The organism is Gemmobacter serpentinus, from assembly GCF_008973825.1.
In the GTDB taxonomy this organism is placed as follows: domain Bacteria; phylum Pseudomonadota; class Alphaproteobacteria; order Rhodobacterales; family Rhodobacteraceae; genus Gemmobacter; species Gemmobacter serpentinus.
This window is the reverse complement of the sequence record NZ_WCHR01000018.1, coordinates 29,765-49,837: the sequence shown is the minus strand read 5'-3', so window position 1 is coordinate 49,837 and position 20,073 is coordinate 29,765. Positions and strand designations below refer to the sequence as shown.

The 20,073-nt window shown below is 65.0% G+C and carries 18 protein-coding genes; 6 read left to right on the top strand and 12 right to left on the bottom strand.

All coding sequences use genetic code 11. The annotated features are described in order from the left end of the window. Nucleotides 1–10: 10 nt before the first annotated feature. The 5 genes from GBJ34_RS11335 to GBJ34_RS11315 form a co-directional block, all read right to left on the bottom strand. Entirely contained in the window at nt 11–754 is a 744-nt protein-coding gene (locus GBJ34_RS11335) for an ABC transporter permease (RefSeq protein WP_151719390.1), read from the bottom strand. Continuing rightward, nucleotides 751–1,677: an ABC transporter ATP-binding protein gene (locus tag GBJ34_RS11330; protein WP_151719389.1), complete on the bottom strand. Its 927-nt coding sequence runs from the start codon at nt 1,675–1,677 to the stop codon at nt 751–753. Before GBJ34_RS11330 ends, GBJ34_RS11335 begins: the two co-directional genes overlap by 4 nt. Next, the gene (locus tag GBJ34_RS11325) at nt 1,674–2,864 is read right to left on the bottom strand and encodes an ABC transporter permease (RefSeq protein ID WP_226341139.1); all 1,191 of its coding nucleotides are present in this window, start codon (nt 2,862–2,864) and stop codon (nt 1,674–1,676) included. The genes GBJ34_RS11330 and GBJ34_RS11325 overlap by 4 nt, the downstream gene beginning before the upstream one ends. Before the next feature lie 70 nt (nt 2,865–2,934). Further along, a complete protein-coding gene (gene osmF, locus GBJ34_RS11320) occupies nt 2,935–3,837 on the bottom strand; it encodes a glycine betaine ABC transporter substrate-binding protein OsmF (protein WP_151719584.1) in 903 nt (300 codons plus the stop codon). Nucleotides 3,838–3,923: 86 nt separating this feature from the next. Continuing rightward, nucleotides 3,924–5,540: an aromatic amino acid lyase gene (locus tag GBJ34_RS11315; protein ID WP_151719388.1), complete on the bottom strand. Its 1,617-nt coding sequence runs from the start codon at nt 5,538–5,540 to the stop codon at nt 3,924–3,926. Nucleotides 5,541–5,629: 89 nt separating this feature from the next. Between GBJ34_RS11315 and GBJ34_RS11310 the strand changes: the two genes are divergently transcribed. The 5 genes from GBJ34_RS11310 to GBJ34_RS11290 all read left to right on the top strand — a co-directional run bounded on the left by GBJ34_RS11310 (nt 5,630) and on the right by GBJ34_RS11290 (nt 12,515). Then, entirely contained in the window at nt 5,630–6,793 is a 1,164-nt protein-coding gene (locus GBJ34_RS11310) for a LysR family transcriptional regulator (protein ID WP_151719387.1), read from the top strand. Between the two features lie 147 nt (nt 6,794–6,940). After that, nucleotides 6,941–7,510: an ImuA family protein gene (locus tag GBJ34_RS11305; protein ID WP_226341138.1), complete on the top strand. Its 570-nt coding sequence runs from the start codon at nt 6,941–6,943 to the stop codon at nt 7,508–7,510. 22 nt (nt 7,511–7,532) lie between these two features. Then, nucleotides 7,533–8,933: a Y-family DNA polymerase gene (locus tag GBJ34_RS11300; protein WP_318843226.1), complete on the top strand. Its 1,401-nt coding sequence runs from the start codon at nt 7,533–7,535 to the stop codon at nt 8,931–8,933. Next, on the top strand, nt 8,930–12,259 hold the full coding sequence (locus GBJ34_RS11295) for an error-prone DNA polymerase (RefSeq protein WP_151719385.1): 3,330 nt from the start codon (nt 8,930–8,932) through the stop codon (nt 12,257–12,259). Before GBJ34_RS11300 ends, GBJ34_RS11295 begins: the two co-directional genes overlap by 4 nt. A 58-nt stretch (nt 12,260–12,317) precedes the next feature. After that, nucleotides 12,318–12,515 (top strand): hypothetical protein, encoded by a 198-nt coding sequence (locus GBJ34_RS11290; protein ID WP_151719384.1) that lies wholly within the window; start codon nt 12,318–12,320, stop codon nt 12,513–12,515. A gap of 5 nt (nt 12,516–12,520) precedes the next feature. Here GBJ34_RS11290 and GBJ34_RS11285 read toward each other — a convergent pair whose 3' ends face one another. The 5 genes from GBJ34_RS11285 to GBJ34_RS11265 all read right to left on the bottom strand — a co-directional run bounded on the left by GBJ34_RS11285 (nt 12,521) and on the right by GBJ34_RS11265 (nt 17,330). Beyond that, nucleotides 12,521–13,549, bottom strand: coding sequence for a DUF1611 domain-containing protein (locus GBJ34_RS11285; RefSeq protein WP_151719383.1), 1,029 nt, complete (start codon nt 13,547–13,549; stop codon nt 12,521–12,523). Nucleotides 13,550–13,563: 14 nt separating this feature from the next. Beyond that, on the bottom strand, nt 13,564–14,544 hold the full coding sequence (locus tag GBJ34_RS11280; RefSeq protein WP_151719382.1) for a dipeptide epimerase: 981 nt from the start codon (nt 14,542–14,544) through the stop codon (nt 13,564–13,566). Further along, nucleotides 14,541–15,458 (bottom strand): ABC transporter permease, encoded by a 918-nt coding sequence (locus tag GBJ34_RS11275; protein WP_151719381.1) that lies wholly within the window; start codon nt 15,456–15,458, stop codon nt 14,541–14,543. Before GBJ34_RS11275 ends, GBJ34_RS11280 begins: the two co-directional genes overlap by 4 nt. A gap of 3 nt (nt 15,459–15,461) precedes the next feature. Beyond that, on the bottom strand, nt 15,462–16,241 hold the full coding sequence (locus GBJ34_RS11270; RefSeq protein WP_151719380.1) for an ABC transporter ATP-binding protein: 780 nt from the start codon (nt 16,239–16,241) through the stop codon (nt 15,462–15,464). A gap of 108 nt (nt 16,242–16,349) precedes the next feature. Then, nucleotides 16,350–17,330: an ABC transporter substrate-binding protein gene (locus GBJ34_RS11265; RefSeq protein WP_151719379.1), complete on the bottom strand. Its 981-nt coding sequence runs from the start codon at nt 17,328–17,330 to the stop codon at nt 16,350–16,352. A gap of 146 nt (nt 17,331–17,476) precedes the next feature. On the opposite strand from GBJ34_RS11265, the gene GBJ34_RS11260 reads away from it, so the two are divergent. Further along, a complete protein-coding gene (locus tag GBJ34_RS11260) occupies nt 17,477–18,142 on the top strand; it encodes a helix-turn-helix domain-containing protein (protein WP_151719378.1) in 666 nt (221 codons plus the stop codon). A gap of 11 nt (nt 18,143–18,153) precedes the next feature. On the opposite strand, the gene GBJ34_RS11255 is transcribed toward GBJ34_RS11260, so the two are convergent. Further along, the gene (locus tag GBJ34_RS11255) at nt 18,154–19,257 is read right to left on the bottom strand and encodes a 3-hydroxyacyl-CoA dehydrogenase (RefSeq protein ID WP_151719377.1); all 1,104 of its coding nucleotides are present in this window, start codon (nt 19,255–19,257) and stop codon (nt 18,154–18,156) included. Between the two features lie 2 nt (nt 19,258–19,259). Next, nucleotides 19,260–20,015 (bottom strand): enoyl-CoA hydratase-related protein, encoded by a 756-nt coding sequence (locus tag GBJ34_RS11250; RefSeq protein WP_151719376.1) that lies wholly within the window; start codon nt 20,013–20,015, stop codon nt 19,260–19,262. Nucleotides 20,016–20,073: the final 58 nt, after the last annotated feature.

The window sequence follows — 20,073 nt, the reverse complement described above, 5'->3', positions numbered from 1 at the left end:
CTTTGCTCCGTTATTCCTGCTGCATCTGGCCGATGCGGCGCGCAGTGGCCTTTTCGACCTGTTGAAATCCCTCGTAGATCAGCACAGCGATCAGCCCGACGATCAGCCCGCCCTGAACCACGAAGGCGGTGTTGGCCGACAACAGCCCGGCGATGATCACCTCGCCCAAAGTATGCGCCGCAACGGTCGATCCGATGGTGGCGGTTGCCAGCGAGATCACCACCGACAGCCGCACCCCGGCCAGGATCACCGGCAGCGCCAAGGGCAGTTCCACCTGCAACAGCCGCTGGCGGCGGGTCAGCCCCATGCCCCGCGCGGCCTCGATCACCGAGGGCGGCAGGTTTTGCAGCGCGGTCAGCGTGTTCTCGAAGATCGGCAGAAGGCCGTATAGAAACAGCGCGACCAGCGTGGGCCCGGCCCCGAACCCCATCGCAGGCACCGCAAGCGCCAGCACCGCAACCGGCGGAAAGGTCTGCCCGATCGAGGTGATGGTGCGCGCCAGCGGCAGGAATTCGCGCCCGGCAGGCCGGGTGACCAGCACGCCAAGCCCGACCGCCACGATGGTCGAGGCCAGCGAGGCCAGCGCCACCAGCCCCAGATGCGACAGGGTCAGGCTCAGCAATCCGGTCTGGGTATAGATCGGCGGCGCGCCGTTCTTGGTCAGCGGCACGAACAGCCACGCAAAACTTTGCGGTGTCAGCAGGAACGCCACCAAAAGGCAGGCCAGCGCCGCGAGGATCAGCCTTGCAATCATGCGCCATCCCCCTTGGCGCGGGTGCGCAGCGCCTCCAGCGTCACCACACCGCCGCCCTGCACCGCCAGCCGATCCCGCCCCAGCCACAGGCATTGCGCCAGTGCATCCCGCGCCGAGGTGTCGCGCGGCAGGGCCGGTCCCTCGGCCTCGCCCGGCACGGCGATATCGCCGATATGCGACAGCGACAGCAGGCGGAAGGGACGCTCGGCCTTGCCGATCAGCGCCTCGACAAAGGGGGTGGCGGGATGGGTCAGGATCTCGGTCGGGGGGCCGTATTGCAGCAGCACCCCCTTGTCCATCACGGCAATCCGGTCGCCCAGCGTCACCGCCTCTTCCATGTCATGCGTCACGATCACCAGTGTCGTGCCAAGCTGGCGCTGGATGTCGCGCAGATCGTCCTGCGCCTTGGCGCGGATCACCGGATCCAGCGCGCCAAAGGGTTCATCCATCAACAGCACTTCGGGCCGCGCCGCCAAGGCCCGCGCCACCCCGACCCGCTGCTGCTGCCCGCCCGAAAGCTGATGCGGCATCCGGTCCCGGAAACGCGCGGGGTCAAGCTGGAACAGCGTCAACAACTCGTCCACACGGTCCGATATGTCACGCGGTTTCCAGCCCAGAAGCTGCGGCACCATGGCGATATTCTGAGCCAGGGTGCGATGCGGAAACAGCCCATGCCCCTGGATCGCATAGCCGATGCGCCGGCGCAAAAGATGCGGCGCGATGGTTGCTGCATCCTCGTCGCCGATCCAGACCTTGCCCGAGCTGGGCTCGACCAGACGGTTGATCATCCGCAAGAGTGTGGTCTTGCCCGAGCCGGATGTCCCGACCAGCGCCGCGATATGGCCCTTTTCAATGGTCAGCGAAACCGGCTGGACCACCGTCGTATCGCCATAGGTCTTGCTCAGATTCTCGATACGGATCATGTCACATTACCCTTTTTGGGGCTGATCGCCTCGACCATAAGGTCAAGCGCGACCCCGGCCACCAGCGCCAGAAGGATTGTGGGCAAGGCGCCCAGCAGGATCAGGTCCATCGCGGTCTGGTTCAGCCCCTGAAAGACAAAGCTGCCAAAGCCGCCGCCGCCGATCAGCCCGGCAATCACCGCAAGGCCGATATTTTGCACCAGCACGATGCGCACCGCCGCCAGCACCACCGGCAGGGCCAGCGGCAACTGCACCTGGAACAGCACCTGGCGCTGCGTCAGGCCCAGGCCAAAGGCCGCATCATGCACCGCCGGATCAACCGTGCGCAGCCCGACCAGCGTGTTCGAGACGACTGGCAGCAGCGAGTAGAAGAACAGTGCCATCAGCGCCGGGAACAGGCCGATCCCGGCGACGCCGATCTGCGCCGCCCCCGGCACATTCAGCGCGATCCAGCCAAAGACCGGGATCATGATGCCGAACAGCGCAAGCGACGGGATGGTCTGCAAGACGTTCAGCACCCCCAGCACGCCCCGGCGCAGCTTTGGTATCAGGAACACCATGATACCCAGCGGCAGCCCGATCAGCAGCGCCATGGCCAGCGACCCGAAGGCCAGCGTCAGGTGTTGCCAAAGGCTGCGGCTGAACAGATCGGCCCGCGCCCGGTATTCCACCATGACCGAGGTTTCGTTCAGCAAGCCGGAGGCGAGGCATAGCCAGATCAGGCCAAGGCTGATGCACAGCACCGCCCAGCGGGCCTTGCGCGATAGGTGCAGGCGGCTTAACGCATCTGTCCCCATCAGGCCAAAGGCCAGCAGCAGCATCCAGAACCCTGACGCGGGGGCAACACGGACAACGCGATTGCCTTCAGGCGTCAGGCCTTTGGCCGCCAGCCCAAGCGACAGGATCACCGCCGCCAGCCCGATCAGCGCCAGACCCAGCCGCCAGCCCAGCGGCAACCGATACAGCAGCCCCGCCGCCAGCAGCAGGATGACAAGACAGACAAAGCCCCAGCCCGCGCCACCGGGCAGCGCGCCGGGCAATGAAAGGCCCTCGCCTGCCACGATACGATTGGCCTTGAACTGCACCAGTGGCAACCACAGGGCCAGACCGCCAAGCAGCGCGAAGAGCAGCCCGTTCCGGCTTATCCGTGGCACAGGCACGGGGGTCGCAAGGGAAGTATCAGCCACCTGGCCCTCCGACGAAAAACTGGTTTGGAAGGGGACCGGAGAGGGGATGCGCCCCCTCTCCGGGACAGGCTTACTTCAGAAAGCCTTTGCTGGTCAGATAGTCGCGCGCCACGGCCTCGGCGGGTTCGCCGCCGACCTGGATACGACCATTCAACTCTTGCAAGGTCACCAGATCCAGCGAGGCAAAGATCGGTGCCAACACATCGGCAATCTGCGGATACTCTTTAAGCACATCCTCACGCACGAGGGGGGAAGGCGCATAGACGGGTTGCACCGCCTTGTCGTCTTCCAGAACCACCAGCCCGACCGCCGAGATCGCGCCGTCGGTGCCGTAAACCATCGCGGCATTCACGCCCGAGGTTTGCTGCGCCGCCGCCGCGATGGTGGCGGCGGTATCGCCCCCGGCCAGTTGGACCAACTGGTCCGACCGAAGGGTGAATCCATAAGTTGTCTGGAACGCCGGCAGCGCCGCAGGTGCCGTCACGAACTCGGTCGAGGCCGCAAGTTTCACCGTGCCGCCGCCGGTAACCCATGCGCCGAATTCGGTCAGGGTCTTCAGGTTGTTCGGCTCTGCCACATCGCCCCGCAGGGCAATGGCCCAGGTGTTGTTGGCAGGTGCGGCCGGCAGCCAGACGATCTTGTTTGCGGCAAGATCCAGCTCGGCCGCGCGCGCATAGCCCGCCGCGGCATCTTTCCAGACCGCGCTGTCAGCCTCGTTGAAGAAGAAGGCCGCATTGCCGGTATATTCGGGATAGATGTCGATCTGCCCCGCCGTGATGGCATCGCGCAGGATCGGCGTGCCGCCAAGCTGCAGCTTGTTTTCCACCGGAATGCCCGCATTTTGCAGCGCAAGGTAGATCACATTGCCCAGAAGGCCGCCTTCGGTATCGATCTTCGACGAGACAACGACATCACGGGCAAAGGCCGCCGGGGCCGCCAAGACGAGTGCGGCCCCCAGCAGGGTGGCACGCATCACCCGCGCAGCGGGCCTTACGTTCAAGATATTGAAAACACTCATTTACATCTCCTGTCGGGGAAGTGATCGGAACGTAATTCTTGCTATTGGATCAGATCGCCTTGCGCGATTTCTTTTGTTTGTCGGCAAAGAGCCGAATCTTCTCTGGCAGTATCGCTTTGCGAAAAGCCCATCTCCTGATCGAAGGCCGGAAAGGGTGCCAGGGCACGCAGCCCGGCACGCACCTCATTCATGCGCAGATTTTCCCGCAGCGCCGAAAGTGGTGCCGATAGCGGCACATCGCGGCTCAGCGGGGCGATATGGCGGCGGACAAGTTCGGCCTGCATCGCCAGCATCCGCCCCTGCGCCAGCCCGCGCAGATCCAGTGCCTGCACGGCCAGCAGCGCCTCGATGGTCAAAAGCCAATCCAGTGCCTCCAGCTGATCCAGCAGCCGCTCTGCGGCCAGCGGGATCAACAGCGCCTCATCCTCCAGCCCCGCCGCAAGCGTCAGGTTCAGCGGCACGACCGGCTGCGCGGCCAGATTGATCCGCAGCGCCTGTTCCTGTGCCAGTTTCATCAGCGGGCCATAGCCGGTGGCGATGCGCCCGGGCGGGACCAGATTGACCGGCAGCCCCGGCAGGCCGCCATTGGTCAGAATCAGACAGCGGTTGAAGACGTTGCGCCCAAGCTGCGACAGCGCCAGTTGCAGCCCGGCGACACTGGCAGACAGATCGCAGAGCAGGCTTGCGCCCGAAGTGACAACCTTGTCGCCGCAGATCACCGGGTTGTCATCGATCTGGGTGGTGTGGCGGGTGACCGAACGCGCGGCCGTGCTGGCCGCCGCGACGGATGCCGTAAGGATCTGCACCAGAAAACGCCCCGACAGCGCGTCATGAACCGTGCTGCGCGCGGGCCAGTCCTGCTGATCGTCCAGCGCGGCCTGCAACCATGCGGCCATCTCCGCCTCACCCGGGATATGGCTTTCAAGCGCCGCCTGCCAAACCGCGCGATCCAGACCCCAGGCCGCTGCCGTCACCGCTGCCTGCGTCATCGCCTGACGGATGACCTCGGCCGCGCGGGCAACCGCAGCCGCGCAACGCGCCAGACCGAAGGCATTGGTGCTGATTGCGGCCAGACTGTCACGCGGCTGCATGGCATAGGGCTGCAACCCCGCTTGCGCATATGCCACATCTGCCGGCAGAGGCAGGCCGGCCAGCGTAGCAGCCCCCTCACCAACCATGACCGAGGCGAGTTCGCCCATCTGGCCCAGATCGGCGCAGCCGACCGACCCGCGCCCGTGCAGGACCGGCAGCAGGTCATGATGCAGCATGGCGGCAAGGTGCCGCACGAAGCCCTCACTGACGCCGACGCGCCCCGACAATGCCGTGTTCAGCCGCAGCGCCAATGTCAGCCGGGCGATACCATCCGGCATCACCTCCCCCACCGCCACCTGATGCGCCAGCGCCAGACTGGTGTTGAATTGCAAGATCGCCCCGGCATCGCGATGTTCGGTGCATTTCATCGCGCCGACGCCGGTCGTCGCGCCATAGATTGGCTGGCCCGCCGCAATCGCCCGTTCCAGCACCTGCCGACCCTTCGCCACACGCCCCATGGCCGCTGCGCTGATCTGGGGCGAGACACGACCGGCCAACAGCATCCGCAGCGCCGCCATATCCAGCGGGGCATAGTCGAAAGCCATGATGCAGGGCGGTCGGGTCATCTGAGTCTCGCGTGATCTGAAGGGAATGCTAGCGGAACAATTCAAACTGGGGCATATGTCTTTTTATGAACCCATGATGCGAAGAAGCCATGCGCAGCTCCACCGTCATTCTTGCTGGCCTTGTCATGCGCCATGGCGGTGTGCGGGCGGCAGCGCGTGCCACCGCACAGCCCCTGTCCAGCGTTTCGACCGCCGTTTCCCGGCTGGAGGAAACGCTGGGGCAGGTGATGATGCGCCGCACCGAAGACGGCCTTGCCCTGACGCTTGAGGGCCGCCGCTGCCGTCCTGCCATCGAGCGGATCGCACTGATCTTGCAGGATATCCATGGCTGTGACCGCGACAGCCTGCCCAAATCATCGGTGGGGATCGAGGCGCTGTTCCGGCTGGCACAGGTGCTGAGAATCGGCTCCATCCGGCGGGCGGCGCTATCGCTGGATCTGGGTCAGCCGCAGCTGACACGACAGGTTGCGCTGATCGAACGCAGCCTTGGCCGACAGGTGGCCGAGCGCAGCGCCACGGGGCTGAATCCGACCGCACAGGGCCAGCGGCTTTTGGCGCAGATCACCCGGCTTGAGGATGAATGGCGCAGCCTGACTTCCAGCCTGCGGCGTGAAACCGACCGCCCCGCCAGCCTTGGCGCGGTGATTCCGGCCTCGGCCGATGGCGATCTGTCCCGCCTGCTGGCCCGCCTTGGCGCAAGGCTGCACCTGCGCCACGGCTTGCGTTTCTCGCTGGTCTCGACCTTGGCGGAAGATTTGCTGCTAGGGCTGGATAGCGGGCGTTTTGACTGCGTCTTTCTGGACGCACGGCTACGCGAAAGCTCCTACAACCAGACCGAGGTGATGCGCGGCCCGGTCGCGCTGTTCGGACGCGCGCTGGCCAAGGCCAGCCCCACGCGGGAAGGCATGTTGACCCTGCTGCGCCACACGCCCCTTGTCATGCAGTCGCGCCGCAGCGGTTTGCGCCAGCGCGCCGAAGCCTATTTCGAAAACATCGCAGGCCCGGACTGGCGCAAGACCGCCACGCTGATCGAGGTGGATTCCCTGCCCGTCATCGTCTCGATGGTGCAGGAAGAAGGGCTGCTGAGCGTGCTGCCCGCCCATATCAGCCATGGCAGTCGTGACCTGCCCTCGATCCCACTGCCGTCCGAGTTGGACCAGCGCGTCTTGCTGACATGGCGCAAGGGTGCGCGGGCCGCCAAGATCGCCAAACTGCTGCTGGGCGAGTTGGAGCATCTGCCCGCCCGCCCCTGAGATCGCGGTTCGGCCGCCAAAGGCCCTGCTCTGCATCCTGCCGCATCCCCGAAAAGCAGCCTCAGGCGGGCAGCCGCGATGCCGCCGGCATCGCAGTTGCAACGCCCGCAGCCAGATGGCAGGCTTGGGCCTTCGCGGAGGGTGATTGTGAAGATTCTGCCAGATCCTGCCATCGGGCCCGGTGCCCCCTTTTTGCTTGCGCCCGCGCGCGTGCATGAAGCCGAGGGCGAAGGCCGCAGAACTTTCGCGCTGTTTCAGACGCTGCAACATGCGGGGCCGCTTTTCTGGGTCCTGTCACAGCACCAGGCCAGCCGCCCCATGCCGCGCGGCCTGCCCCCGGGGGTCGCAGAGCGGCTTCACATCGTCGAGGCCCGCTCGGAAACCGATCTTCTATGGGCCACTGAAGAGGCCCTGCGCAGCCCCGTCCCCGGTCTGGTGATCGCAGAGCCCGCAAAGCCGCTCTCCCTGACGGCAGGTCGACGGCTGCAACTGGCCGCCGAGGCAGGGCAGACAACAGGGCTTTTGCTGATCCATGCAGGCCAGGGCAGCAATGCGGCCGAGACCAGATGGAAATGTGATCTGGTTGCCGGACCATCGGACTCGACTCGTCATCGCTGGAACCTTAATAAGAACAAAAAGGGAACTTCTGGATTCTGGACCCTGCATTGGGATGGCACGACGGCTGCTTGTCATATGGTTTCCGAGACTGGCGAGTGACACCAGTCTGCGATCCCGCCCCTTGGGCGGGCCCGTCGCGCTGACAAGACGTCAGGGCAATACCGATGTGCTGCACTGTCTGAATCTTGACGCCGAAACCGCCGGCTTGTCCCGCGGCATGGGCCTGGCAGATGCAAGGGCGATCCTGCCGGATCTGGCCACCCGCCCCGCCGATCCGGTGCAGGAGGCCCGCGCGCAGGAGGCCCTGCGCCGATGGGCCGGGCGATATGCACCACAGGTTGCCGCCGATGGCCCGGATGGTCTGGTGGCCGACATCACCGGGGTCGCGCATCTGTTCGGTGGCGAAGACGCGTTGCGCGATGATCTTCACGACCGGATGGCGCGGGCCGGGATCGCGGTCCAGACGGCCATCGCGCCCACACGCAGCGGCGGCCATGCATTGACGCGGCATGGCGGCGGGATCGTTCTGGATGGCCAGGTGTCAGAGCAGCTTGGCACCTTGCCCGTGACCGCCTTGAATATCCCCCCCGATGTGGCAGGCGGATTGAACCGGCTGGGGCTGACCCGGATCGCCGATCTGCTCCGGGTGCCGCGCGCCCCGCTTGTGCGGCGTTTCGGCCCCGATGTGATGAAGGCACTGGACAAGATGCTTGGCTCTTTGCCGGAGCCGGTGGCGGCCCCGCCGGATCCGCCGCATTTCGGGGTCAGGATCAGCCTGCCCGAACCGATCGGGCTGACGGCAGATGTGATGGCGGGGCTGGATCTGCTGTTGACCCGGCTGTGCCACAAGCTGGCTGCCACCCATATGGGCGCACGCCGGATCCGGCTGGAGCTGGGCCGCGTGGACGGCAGCACCGCCAGGCTTGAGATCGGCCTGGCGCGCGCGATGCGAGATCCCGCGCGGATCGCCCCTTTGTTCCACAAAGGGATCGATGACACCCATGCAGGTTTTGGGATTGATATGTTGCGGCTTGTCGCCACGGTGACCGAGCCGCTGCTGCCGGCACAGATTGTGCCCGGGCAGAACCGTGGCGGGGATGAAATGTCGGATCTGCTCTCGCGCCTGGGCAACCGGCTGGGCTTTGATCACGTCCTGCGCTGCCTGCCCGCCGACAGCCTTGTCCCCGAACGCAGCTTCCGGGTGGTGCCCGCCGCCTATCATGACGCACAGCCCTTTCCGTATCGCCCCCGCCCGGCCCGCCCGGCCCTGATCTTCCCGCCCGAGCCCGTCCGCCAGACCCGCGGCCATCCGCCCACCCGATTTCACTGGCGCAACATGCGCTTTTCCACGCTGCGCGCCCAGGGGCCGGAGCGGATCACCCCGGAATGGTGGCAAGATGACCCGGCCTGGCGCAGCGGCATCCGCGATTACTGGCGCATCGAAACATCCGAAGGACCCCGGCTCTGGCTGTTCCACACGCCCAATGCACCGGGCTGGTATGCACAGGGGCGCTTTCCATGACGCCCTATGCCGAACTGTGCGTGACCTCGAATTTCTCATTTCTGCGCGGGGCCTCGCATCCCGAGGAACTGGTCACCCGTGCGGCCGAACTTGGCCTTGCCGCCATTGCCATCACCGACCGCAATTCGGTGGCGGGTGTGGTGCGCGCCTTTTCGGCCCTGAAAGAACTGGCACGCCTGCGAGCCGAGGCGGAACGCACCGGGCCTGATATCCGTTCGCAACAGGTGATGGATACATCCAGCCGGCAAAGGCTGACGCATGGACAGGCCGAACACAATGCGACGGCCGATGACGCGCCTTTGCCACGGCTGATCCCCGGGGCCCGGCTCGTCCTGACCGACAGCATGGTGCAATGGCTGGCCCTGCCCCAAGATCTTTTGGCATGGTCGCGATTGACCCGGCTTCTGTCCACGGGCAAGCGGCGCGCGCCAAAGGGGGAATGCCATCTGACACGGATCGACCTGCTGGACTGGGGTGCCGGAATGATCCTGATCGCGCTGCCGCCCGATCCGTTGAATATCGACAGGATCAGCGGCCCCCAGATCATGGCAGAGCTGCGCCAGATCTCGGACCGTTTCAGCGGGCGGTGCTATCTGGGGGCAGCCCCGGTCTATGACGGACAGGATCAGGAACGGCTGAACCATCTTGCGGGCCTGTCACAATCCTCCGGGCTGCCCATGGTTGCCCTTGGCGAAGTGATGATGCATCGCGCGGCCCGCCGCCCGCTGGCAGATGTGCTGACCTGCCTGCGGGAAGGGCTGACCATCGACACCATCGGCGAACATCGTCTGGCCAATGGGGAGCGGCGGCTGAAATCCGGCGATGAGATGGCACGGATGTTCCATCGCTATCCGGCGGCGATCCGGCGCACGATGCAGATCGCGGATGCCTGCGCCTTTCGGCTGGATCAGCTGCGATATCAATATCCTGACGAGGCAAAGGATGGCGAGCCTGCCCAGACCCGGCTGGAACGGCTGGCGCGCGAGGGCATTCTTTGGCGCTATCCTCAAGGTGCGCCGCAAAGGACGCTGGACCGGGTGGATCATGAACTGCGCCTCATCGCCGAGGTGAAATACGCGCCCTATTTCCTGACCGTGCATGACATCGTGGCCTTTGCCCGATCCAGGGGCATCCTGTGCCAAGGGCGGGGATCGGCGGCCAATTCGGTGGTCTGCTATCTGCTGGGCATCACCGAGGTGCCGCCGGAATCCATCACCCTGATCTTTGAAAGGTTCATTTCCAAAGAACGGGATGAGCCGCCCGACATTGACGTGGATTTTGAACATGAGCGCCGCGAAGAGGTCATCCAGTGGATCTATCAGCGCTATACCCGCGAAAGGGCGGGCCTGACGGCGGTCGTCATCCATTTCCGGTCCCGCGCCGCCATTCGCGAAGTCGGCAAGGTCATGGGTCTGTCACAGGACGTGATTGCGCGGCTGGCCGGGCAGATCTGGGGCTGGTCTTCTGCCGCCCCGGACGAAAGCCGCTTGCGCGAGGCCGGACTGAACCCGGCCGACCGGCGCGTGGCCTTGACCCTGCGGCTGATCGGGGAAATCATCGGGTTTCCCCGACATCTGTCCCAGCATGTCGGCGGCTTCGTCATCACGCAGGGACGGTTGGACGAGCTGTGCCCGATCGAGAATGCGGCGATGGACGACCGGACCATCATCGAATGGGACAAGGACGATATTGACGCGCTTGGGCTGTTGAAGGTCGATGTGCTGGCCCTTGGCATGTTGACCGCCATTCGCAAGGCTTTTGACCTGCTGGCAGATCATCGCGGATCGCGTCTGACACTGGCCAATATCCCCGCCGAAGACAGCAAGGTTTACGACATGCTTTGCCGGGCCGATGCCATCGGCGTGTTTCAGGTGGAAAGCCGGGCCCAGATGAACTTTCTGCCAAGAATGCGGCCCCGCAACATCTATGATCTGGTCTGCGAGGTCGCCATTGTCCGCCCCGGCCCCATTCAGGGCGGAATGGTGCATCCGTTCCTGAACCGCAGGCGGAAGCGCGAAGCGGTCGAAGATCTTGGCCCCGCGATGATGGAGGTTCTGGGCCGCACTTACGGCGTGCCGCTGTTTCAGGAACAGGCCATGCAGATCGCCGTCGTCGCGGCGGGCTTTACCCCGGCCGAGGCAGACCGGCTGCGGCGCAGCCTCGCCACATTCAAGCGGATGGGCACAATCGGCGGCTTCCGTGACCGCTTCATCAACGGGATGATTGCAAATGGCTATGACGGCGATTTCGCCGCCCGCTGCTTCGCCCAGATCGAGGGCTTTGGCAGTTACGGCTTTCCCGAAAGTCACGCCACCAGCTTTGCCCGGCTGGTCTATATATCGGCCTGGCTGAAATGCCATCATCCGGCGGCGTTCACCTGCGCGCTGCTGAACGCCCAGCCGATGGGGTTCTATGCCCCGGCCCAATTGGTGCGCGATGCCCGCGAACACGGTGTCGAGGTGCGTCCTGTCTCGGTCAACCATTCGGCATGGGACTGCACGCTGGAGCCTAGGGCAGATGGCGCCTTGGCGCTGCGGCTCGGCTTTCGCCAGATCAAGGGGATGCGCGCCGAGGATGCCGATTGGATCGTGGCGGCGCGCGGCAATGGCTATGGCGATGTTGAAAGCCTGTGGCGCCGGGCCAGCATCCATCCCGACCGGCTGGAGCGATTGGCCGAAGCTGATGCCTTTGCCGCCCTTGGGCTGAACAGACGGGATGCGCTTTGGGCAGCAAAGGCCTTGCGCGCGCCCAGACCCCTGCCCCTGTTCGGCACGGATGGCGAAGGCGGGACAGAACCCGGCATGACGCTTCCGCGGATGCTGCTGGGCCAGGAGGTGATCGAGGATTATCTGGCGCTGCGCCTCAGCCTGCGCGCCCATCCGATGGAGTTGTTGCGCCCCGACCTGCCGGAAAGCCTGCCCCATGATCGATTGGCCCAGGCACGGGGGCGCATCACCCTCACGGGTCTGGTCATCACCCGGCAGCGCCCCGGCACAGCCTCTGGCGTCATTTTCCTGACATTGGAGGATGAAACCGGCGTGGCCAATGTCGTGGTCTGGCGCAAGATCTATGAACAGTTTCGCAAAGCCGTCATGTCGGGGCGGCTGTTGCGCGTGCGGGGCAGGATCGAACGCGATGGCCCGGTCGTGCATCTGATCGCGGAACAGATCGAGGATCTGTCCCCCCGTCTGTCACATCTTGGCCAGCCGCCGCACCTGCGCCGCGCCTCGGGCGGTCTTGCCACGCGGGGCCATATGACAAGGCAAACCGCGCGGCATCCCCGCGAACAGGCCAGAAGGTTGTTTCCAAGCCGGGATTTTCATTGACCCCGGCATCGCGGCATGGGCCAGGAGAGGACACACCCGCAGAGGCGGCAGATGCAGAATGCCCATCTCTGCACTCCTCTGCTGTGGCCGCATGATCTGCGCCACAGGATCATCGGCAAAAGACGGCGCACAAGGATCAGAGGCGCAGACCCCGCCCGGCACAGCAGCGGCGGGTCACGCCCGCATCGCGCATATCCGCCAATCGATCCATCACCCCGATCTGGCGGGGCGACGGATCATGGGCGCGCGCGGCTGAAGCTGTCAACGTCCCGCGCCATCCGCCCCCAATAGCCGGTCGACAAGCCCCGTCACGCCAAAGCGCAGCGGGTCGGTGGCGGGAAGGCCGTGCGCGGCCTCGGCCTCGGCCAGCACCTTGCGCGCCTCGGTCTCTGGCAGGCGGACGGTGTTGATGCAAATACCCGCACAGCGGATCCCGGGCGCGACGCGGCGGCTGAGCAACGTGGTCAGCTCGATGATCTCGGCAATGGTGCCGGTCTTGTGGCCGGGAAAACCCGACAGTTCCGTGCGCCCGGCCTCATGGCAGACCACAAAGGCCTCGGGCTGCGCACCGTGCAGCAACCCCAGCGAGACGCCGGCATAGGCCGGGTGGATCAAGGCACCCTGACCCTCGACCACATCCCAGTGATCGGCGGCGGCGGCAGGGGTCAGCATCTCGACCGCACCGGCCAGAAAATCCGACACAATCGCGTCAATGGCAAAGCCGTGCCCGTCGATCAGCACGCCGGTCTGGCCGGTGGCGCGGAAGGTGGCGGGCACGCCACGCGCCGCCAGTTCACGGTGAATGGCAAGGGCCGAATATTTCTTGCCCACGGCGCAATCGGTGCCGACCATCAGCACCCGCCGCCCAGAACGCGGCAGGCCATTGGCGATCGGGAACGGGCCGGGGTTCAGGCGCACGTCATGCAGCAACCGCCCCGTGCGATCCGCCGCCGCCGCCAGTTCGGGGATGGAGCGCAGCGGCACATGCAGGCCCGATGCGATATCAAGGCCCGCCTCCATCGCCTCGACAACCCGCGCCACCCAATTCTGCGGCAATTGCCCGCCCGGGGCGGCGGTGCCGATGACCATGGTCTTCGCGCCTGCCGCAGCCGCCTGCGCGACAGTCATATCCGCCAGCCCCAGATCGGCGGCACAGCCGGCTTCGCGCAATTGCGCAAGGCAACGCTCGGGGCGCCAATAGGCAAGGCCCGCGCCGGTCTTGGCCAGTTCGGCCATCGGCGTATCGCCCAGATAGATCAGATAGGGCGCGGCGATGGGGGAATGTGTCATGTCATCTCCTGATGTCAGCCCCAGAGCGCGGGCGCAAAGCGCGCAAGCCGCCCCCGGGAATAGGTCATGGCGGGCGAACGATCCCCGGCCAGCAAAAGCGGTCCGTCGAGATCGGCCCAGTCGGACAGGCCGCCGATCACATAGGCGGGGGCCATCGACAGCGAGGTGCCCGCCATGCAGCCCACCATCACGCCCATCCCGGCATCACGGGCGGCGCGGGCAAGGGCCAGCGCCTCGGTCAGACCGCCGGTCTTGTCGAGCTTGATATTGACGCCCTGATACAATCCCCGCAGCGCCGGAATATCGGCTGCGACATGACAGGATTCATCGGCAAAGATCGGCACCGGGCAGGACAGGTCGCTTAAGGTGCCGTCCTGTCCACGCGGCAGGGGTTGTTCGATCATCCGCACACCCAAGGCGGCAAGTTCCGGGCCATGCCGGGTCAGCAGGTCAATCGTCCAGCTTTGATTGGCATCGACGATCAGGTCGGCCTCGGGCCGGGCCTGACGGATGGCCGTGACGCGTTCCACAATCTGTGTGCCGTCCAGCTTGATCTTCAGCACGCGATGCGCCGACAACTGCGCCGCCTGCGCCATATCGGCAGGCGCGCCAAGGCCGATGGTCTCATCGACCTCGATCTGGTCGGGCCTGTCGGACAACCCGGCCAGCGTCCAGATATCCTGCCCGCTTTCCTTGGCACGCAGATCCCAAAGCGCGCAATCCAGCGCGTTGCGGGCGGGGCCGGGCGGCAGGGCGGCGCAGAGGTCCGCAAGCTGTTGACCCTGTTCCAGACCTGCCGCGACGCCCGACAGTTGCGCATGGACCGCATCCGCGGTGACATCAAAGACCACCGGCAACACGCCCTCACCCTGCGCCTGAACCGTGCCCCGCGTCAGTCGCACATGCACGCATTCCAGATCGGTGATGGTGTATCCGGCAAAGCGGAAGGGCTGTTGCAGCGGCCAGCGATCAATCGAGAACTGAAACCGGATCATTCGCGGAAGCTTTCCTTGGCAGGCGTGCCGCCACCCTTGCGGCGCAGGCCCAGCGTCGGCGCGGCCAGCATGGCCAGCACAAAAACCCCGGTCGCGATCTTCAGATCACCGGGCGGCAGACCCGCGGCCAGACAGATCGAGATCAACTGATAATAGACAAGGGCGCCGACAAAGGGGGCCGCAACCTGCCGCATCACGGTGCGGCGCCCGACAATGGCCTCGCCGATCATCAGGGCCGCCAGCGCATTTATCAGCACCCCAAGGCCCATGTTCACATCGGCAAAGCCCTGGCTCTGGACCATCAGCCCGCCGCCAAGGGCGGCGGCCGCCCCGGCAAGGCCGATGCCGCCGATCGTCGCGCGCCAGACATTGATGCCCTGCGCCTCGGCCATGTCGGAATTGGCCCCCACGGCACGCATCGCGGTGCCGCGCTCGGTCGCGAACCACAGGTTCAGGGCGAGGCAGGTGATGAGGGCAAGCCCACCGGCCAGAAGGATTTTCGCCCAGCTTCCCGTCAGCGACAGGCCCGCCAGCCAGTCATAGATCTTGGGCTCATTGAAGACCGGCAGATTGGCCTTGCCCAGAATACGCAGGTTGATGCTGTAAAGCATGGTGGTGATCAGGATCCCGGCCAACAGCGTGTGGATACGGAACCGCAGATGGATGAAGGCGGTGGCACAGCCCGCCAGAAACCCCGCCGCCGCCGCCAACAAAAGCGCGGGCAAGGGCGGCACACCCGCAACCAGCGCCACGGCACAGACACAGCCGCCCAAGGGATAGGCCCCTTCCGAGGTCAGGTCGGGGAAGGCCAGGATGCGGAAGGGCAGCATCACCGCCAGCACCACAAAAGACAGAATCAGGCTTTGCGCCAGCGTGACTGGGATCAGGGCGATCCATGCGCTCAGGATATCCATGGATCACGCCCCCAGCAGCATACGGTCGGATTTGACCGAGAAATGGCCGATCAGATCCGGCACCGTCGCGCGGGCCTTTTCTTCGCCCGACAGTTCCAGCAGGACCTTGCCCGCATCCAGCATGATGATGCGATTTCCGTAATCGATGGCGTGCGCCATGTTGTGGGTCACCATCATCGTGGTCAGCTTCAGCGCCGACACCGCCCGCAGGGTGGCGTTCAGAACCAGATCCGCCGTGCGCGGGTCCAGTGCTGCGGTATGTTCATCCAGCAGCAGGATGTCAGGCTCACCGCTGACCGCCATCACCAGCGACAATGATTGGCGCTGCCCCCCCGACAGCAGGGATACCGGCGTATCCAGCCGGTTTTCCAGCCCGAGACCCAGATAAGACAGATGCTCGCGGTAGGTTTCGCGTCGCGCAGGCGTCAGCCCCCGGCGCAGACGGGCAGGGGTTTGCCGCATCTCGGCCAGCAGCATGTTTTCGGCAATCGTCATCGACGCGGCCGTGCCCTTCATCGGGTCCTGAAACACCCGCGCCACATGGCGGGCGCGATCATGCACCGGCATCGCCGTCACATCGGTGCCATTGATGGTGATGCTGCCCTGATCCAGCATCAGCGCGCCGGATACCGCATTCATCATGGTGCTTTTTCCGGCCCCGTTCGAGCCGATGACAACCGCGAAATCGCCCCGCGCCAGCTTCAGCGACAGGCCGTCAAGCGCCACCTTTTCATCAGGCATTCCTCTGAAGAACACGCGTCGGGCATCCCTGATCTGCAACATGGTCTTCTCCGATCTTGGCGGGGAAAGGGGGGCGACAGATCGCCCCCCGGCAGGTGACACTCGTTAAACCACAGGTAAGACGGCACTCGTGAACACGCGCTGCAAGGCTTACTCGACGATGCAGTCGCAGTCGTCGAACCCGGCGGGGATCGGCAGGTTCAAGGCGCCCATCGCCTTTTTCGAAATCAGGATGGTGTGATCCTCGGGGGCGGGGTTTTGCGGCGGGATCGTCGCCAGATCCTCGCCGTTCAGAGCGCGCAGGGCGATGCGACCGGCCAGATGCCCGATCTTGTCATAGGAGACGCCGAAGGCCGCCGGGATCACCCCCTGTTCCACCAGCGTGGCATCGGTGTTGATCAAGGGGATGCCTGCCTCATTCGCGGCGGCAGCCACGGCCGAGATCGCGGGCTGGATCAGGTTCGAGCCCGGCCCGTAAAGCACATCCGCCTTCCCGGCCAGGGCGGCAATCCGGGGCTGGATGTCGTTCGTGTTGTCGATGCCGACCGCGACAATTTCAAAGCCATGTTTGGCGGCATGGGTCTTGAACAGCTCGACCGTCGCCACGTCATTGGCCTCGGCCGGGTTATAGGGCACGCCAAAGGTCTTGGCCTCGGGGAACAGCTTGCGAGCGAAGGCCAGCGCCGCGTCCAGATCCAGCGCATCGGTTGCGCCCGACATATTCGGCGCGCCCTGATCCCAGGACGGCACGAGGCCTGCGGCAACCGGATCCGTCACCGCCGAAAACAGCAGCGGAATGCCCGCATCACCCATCTGGTTCTTGACGTTCTGCGACACGGGCGTCGTGATGGCGAGAACGAGCGCGGGCTTGCCGCTTTGAATCTTGGCAATCATCTGCGGCAGCAGGGTGGTGTCAAAATTCACATGATCCAGCGTGAAGACCACATCCGTGCCATCCACCATGCCGGATGACAGGATTTCCTGTTTGAAGCCTTCGGCTACGGCATTGAGCTGCGGGTGATCGCCGAAATTCGCGATGGATATGGTCTTGGGGTCGGCCATGGCCGGGGCCACGATGGACATGACCGCAAAAGGCGCTGCCAACAGGGCAGTCCGCAAAAACCGTGACATTTCTGATCTCCTGTTGGTCGAATCCCCGTTTGCGGGGTTGTTCTATCAGGGACGTTAGCATATTTTTCCGATAGGAAAAGAGATTTTTTCCAATCGGAAAATCAAAAGGGGCAGATGCCCTGCCACCAGGCCGATAGGATCGTGGAATGGATACCAGCCCGCCCGCCCCGACAGATGCCGATCCGGGCATCGTTGCCCCGGATCAGCCACAAGCGGAAGAGTCGCAACGCATCGCGTTTGGCAGGCATCTGAAAAAGCTGCGCCAGGATCGGGGGCTGACCCTGGCCGAATGTTCGAAACTGACAGGGCTTGCGATCTCGACGCTGTCCAAGGCCGAGCGCGGGCTGATGGCGCTGACCTATGACCGCCTGTCCCAGATCGCCGCCGGCCTGCAGATCGACATGAATGCCCTGTTCGGGGATGAGGGCGAAAGGTTTCAGCCCGACAGCCTTGCCATTGCGCGGCGCGGCGAGTTCCAGCTGCAGGAAACCCCTAATTACGCCTATGAAATCCTGTTCCCGGAGATCTGGGGCAAGGCGATGACACCGATGACCGGCCTTGTCCGCGCCCGCAGCCGGATGGCCTTCAAGGAGCTGATCCGGCATGAGGGGCAGGAGTTCGTCTATGTGCTGGCCGGCCAGTTGACCCTGCATTGCGAAGGCCGCGATCCTATCACGCTGGCCACCGGCGAAAGCGCCTATTTCGACAGCGGCATGGGCCATGTCTACACCACCGCCGGTGAGGATGACGCGCGCATTCTTGTGGTGTGCTTTGGCCAGAACCTGCCGGAAAGCCAGCCGCAAGATCCGTGATCGGGCAGGCCTCAGCCCGTCGGGGGCAGGTAGCGCGATGTCAGATGGGCGGGGGCACGGGCTTCCAGCCGGGCAAGCTCGGTCTCGATGGCTGCGCCGTGCCGGGCCTGCATTTCAAACGGTCCGCGCGGAAAGTTCAGCCCCAGTTTCAGCGCCGTATCGATCCATTCACGCGTGGTGCCGCCTTCCGACAGCAGCCATGCCGCCTCATTGATCAGCGCCGCCTCGATCCGCAGCACGATGGCGTCGGCATCCGCCGGGGGCGCGCCGGGCTTCTGCGGAAAGACAAAGCCCGTGCCGCTTTTGCGTCCCAGATCACCCTTCGCCACCTGGGCGCGCAGCGCATCAAAGACATGATAGCGCGGATGCCGGTCCATCGCTGCAAACAGACTTTCGGTGGCGGCAAGGTTGATGTCAGCCCCGACCAGGTCGATCAGCGCGAAAGGCCCCAGCCGGTAGCCCGCCGCCATCATGGCCGCATCGATGTCAAGCGGGCTGCGCACTTCCTCAACCATCGCAAGCGCCTCGCCATAGAAGGGGCGCGCGCAGCGGTTGACGATAAAGCCGGGACGGTCGGGGCACTGGATGACGGTCTTGCCCGCCGCCTCGGTGATGGCGCGGGCGCGGGTCAGGGCATCGGTCGAGGCTGCGGGATGAGAGACCAGCTCCACCAGCTTCATCACCGGCGCAGGGTTGAAGAAATGCAGGCCCAGAAGGCGTTCGGGGTGGCGCAAACCTCCGGCGATCGCGGTGACCGATAGCGATGAGGTATTGGTTGCCAGAATGGCCCCGGGGCCAAGGTGCTGTTCCAGCTTGGCAAAAAGGGCCTGCTTGACCTCAAGCCGCTCGACCACCGCCTCAACCGCCAGATCGGCACCCTGCAACATCGACAGATCCGCAACGATACGAACCCGGGCGAGGATGGCATCCCTGTCAGAAGGGCCCATCTTGCCAGCCTCGACCCGCGGGGTCAGCGCGGCCAGAAGGCGCGCCTGCGCGGTGGCGCGGGCCGGTTCATGGGTGTCGGTCGCCAGAACATCGAATCCGGCGGCAGCCCAGGTTTGCACGATGCCAAGGCCCATGGTGCCCAAACCGATGACGGCAATGGTGGTCATGGTCATTCCCCCCGAAAATCCGGTCTGCGTTTTTCGCGAAAGGCGGCGATCCCCTCGGCCTTGTCGGCGCTGTCCAGCAAGGCCTCGAAGGCCGCGCGCTCGGTCGCCAGTGCCAGCGCGGCCTCGGCCCCTTCGATCAGCGCCGCCTTTGCGGCTTGCTGGGCCAGCGGCGCACGCAGGGCCAGACTTGCGGCCAATGCCGCCCCTTCGGCCTGGGCGTCAGAGGCCAGATAGGATGCCAGCCCCCAGTCATAAGCGGTCTTTGCATCAATAATTTCGCCCGTCAGCACCAGCCGCGCGGCGCGCGCAGGGCCGATCCGCGCCAGCAATCGCTGCCCGCCGCCTGCCCCGGGGATAAGCCCAAGATTGGTTTCCGGCAGGCCCATCTTTGCCGCTGGCCCCGCGATCAGCAGATCCGCCATCAGCGCAAGTTCCAGCCCGCCGCCAAGGGCAAACCCCTCGACCACCGCGACCAGCGGCTTGGGAAAGGCACGGATCGCGGCCCAATGGTCCTTGCGCGGATCAACCGCCCCCTCGGTCGTGGTCTTGCCCTCGATCTCGGCGATATCTGCGCCTGCGGCAAAGTTGCCATTCGCCCCGGTAATCAGCACGGCCCGGCAGGTGGCGTCCCGCGCCAGCCGCTCCAGCGCCGCAGCCAGATCCGCAAGCAGCCGCGTGTTCAGGGCATTCCTGGCCTCGGGCCGGTTCAGAACCAGCCGCGTCCAGCCCCCTTCGTCGGTCTCGATCAGATGCTTCATAAAGCCAGAATGCGAGATGCGAAAAATTATTCAAGTCTAAAATATTTAATCTTGAAAT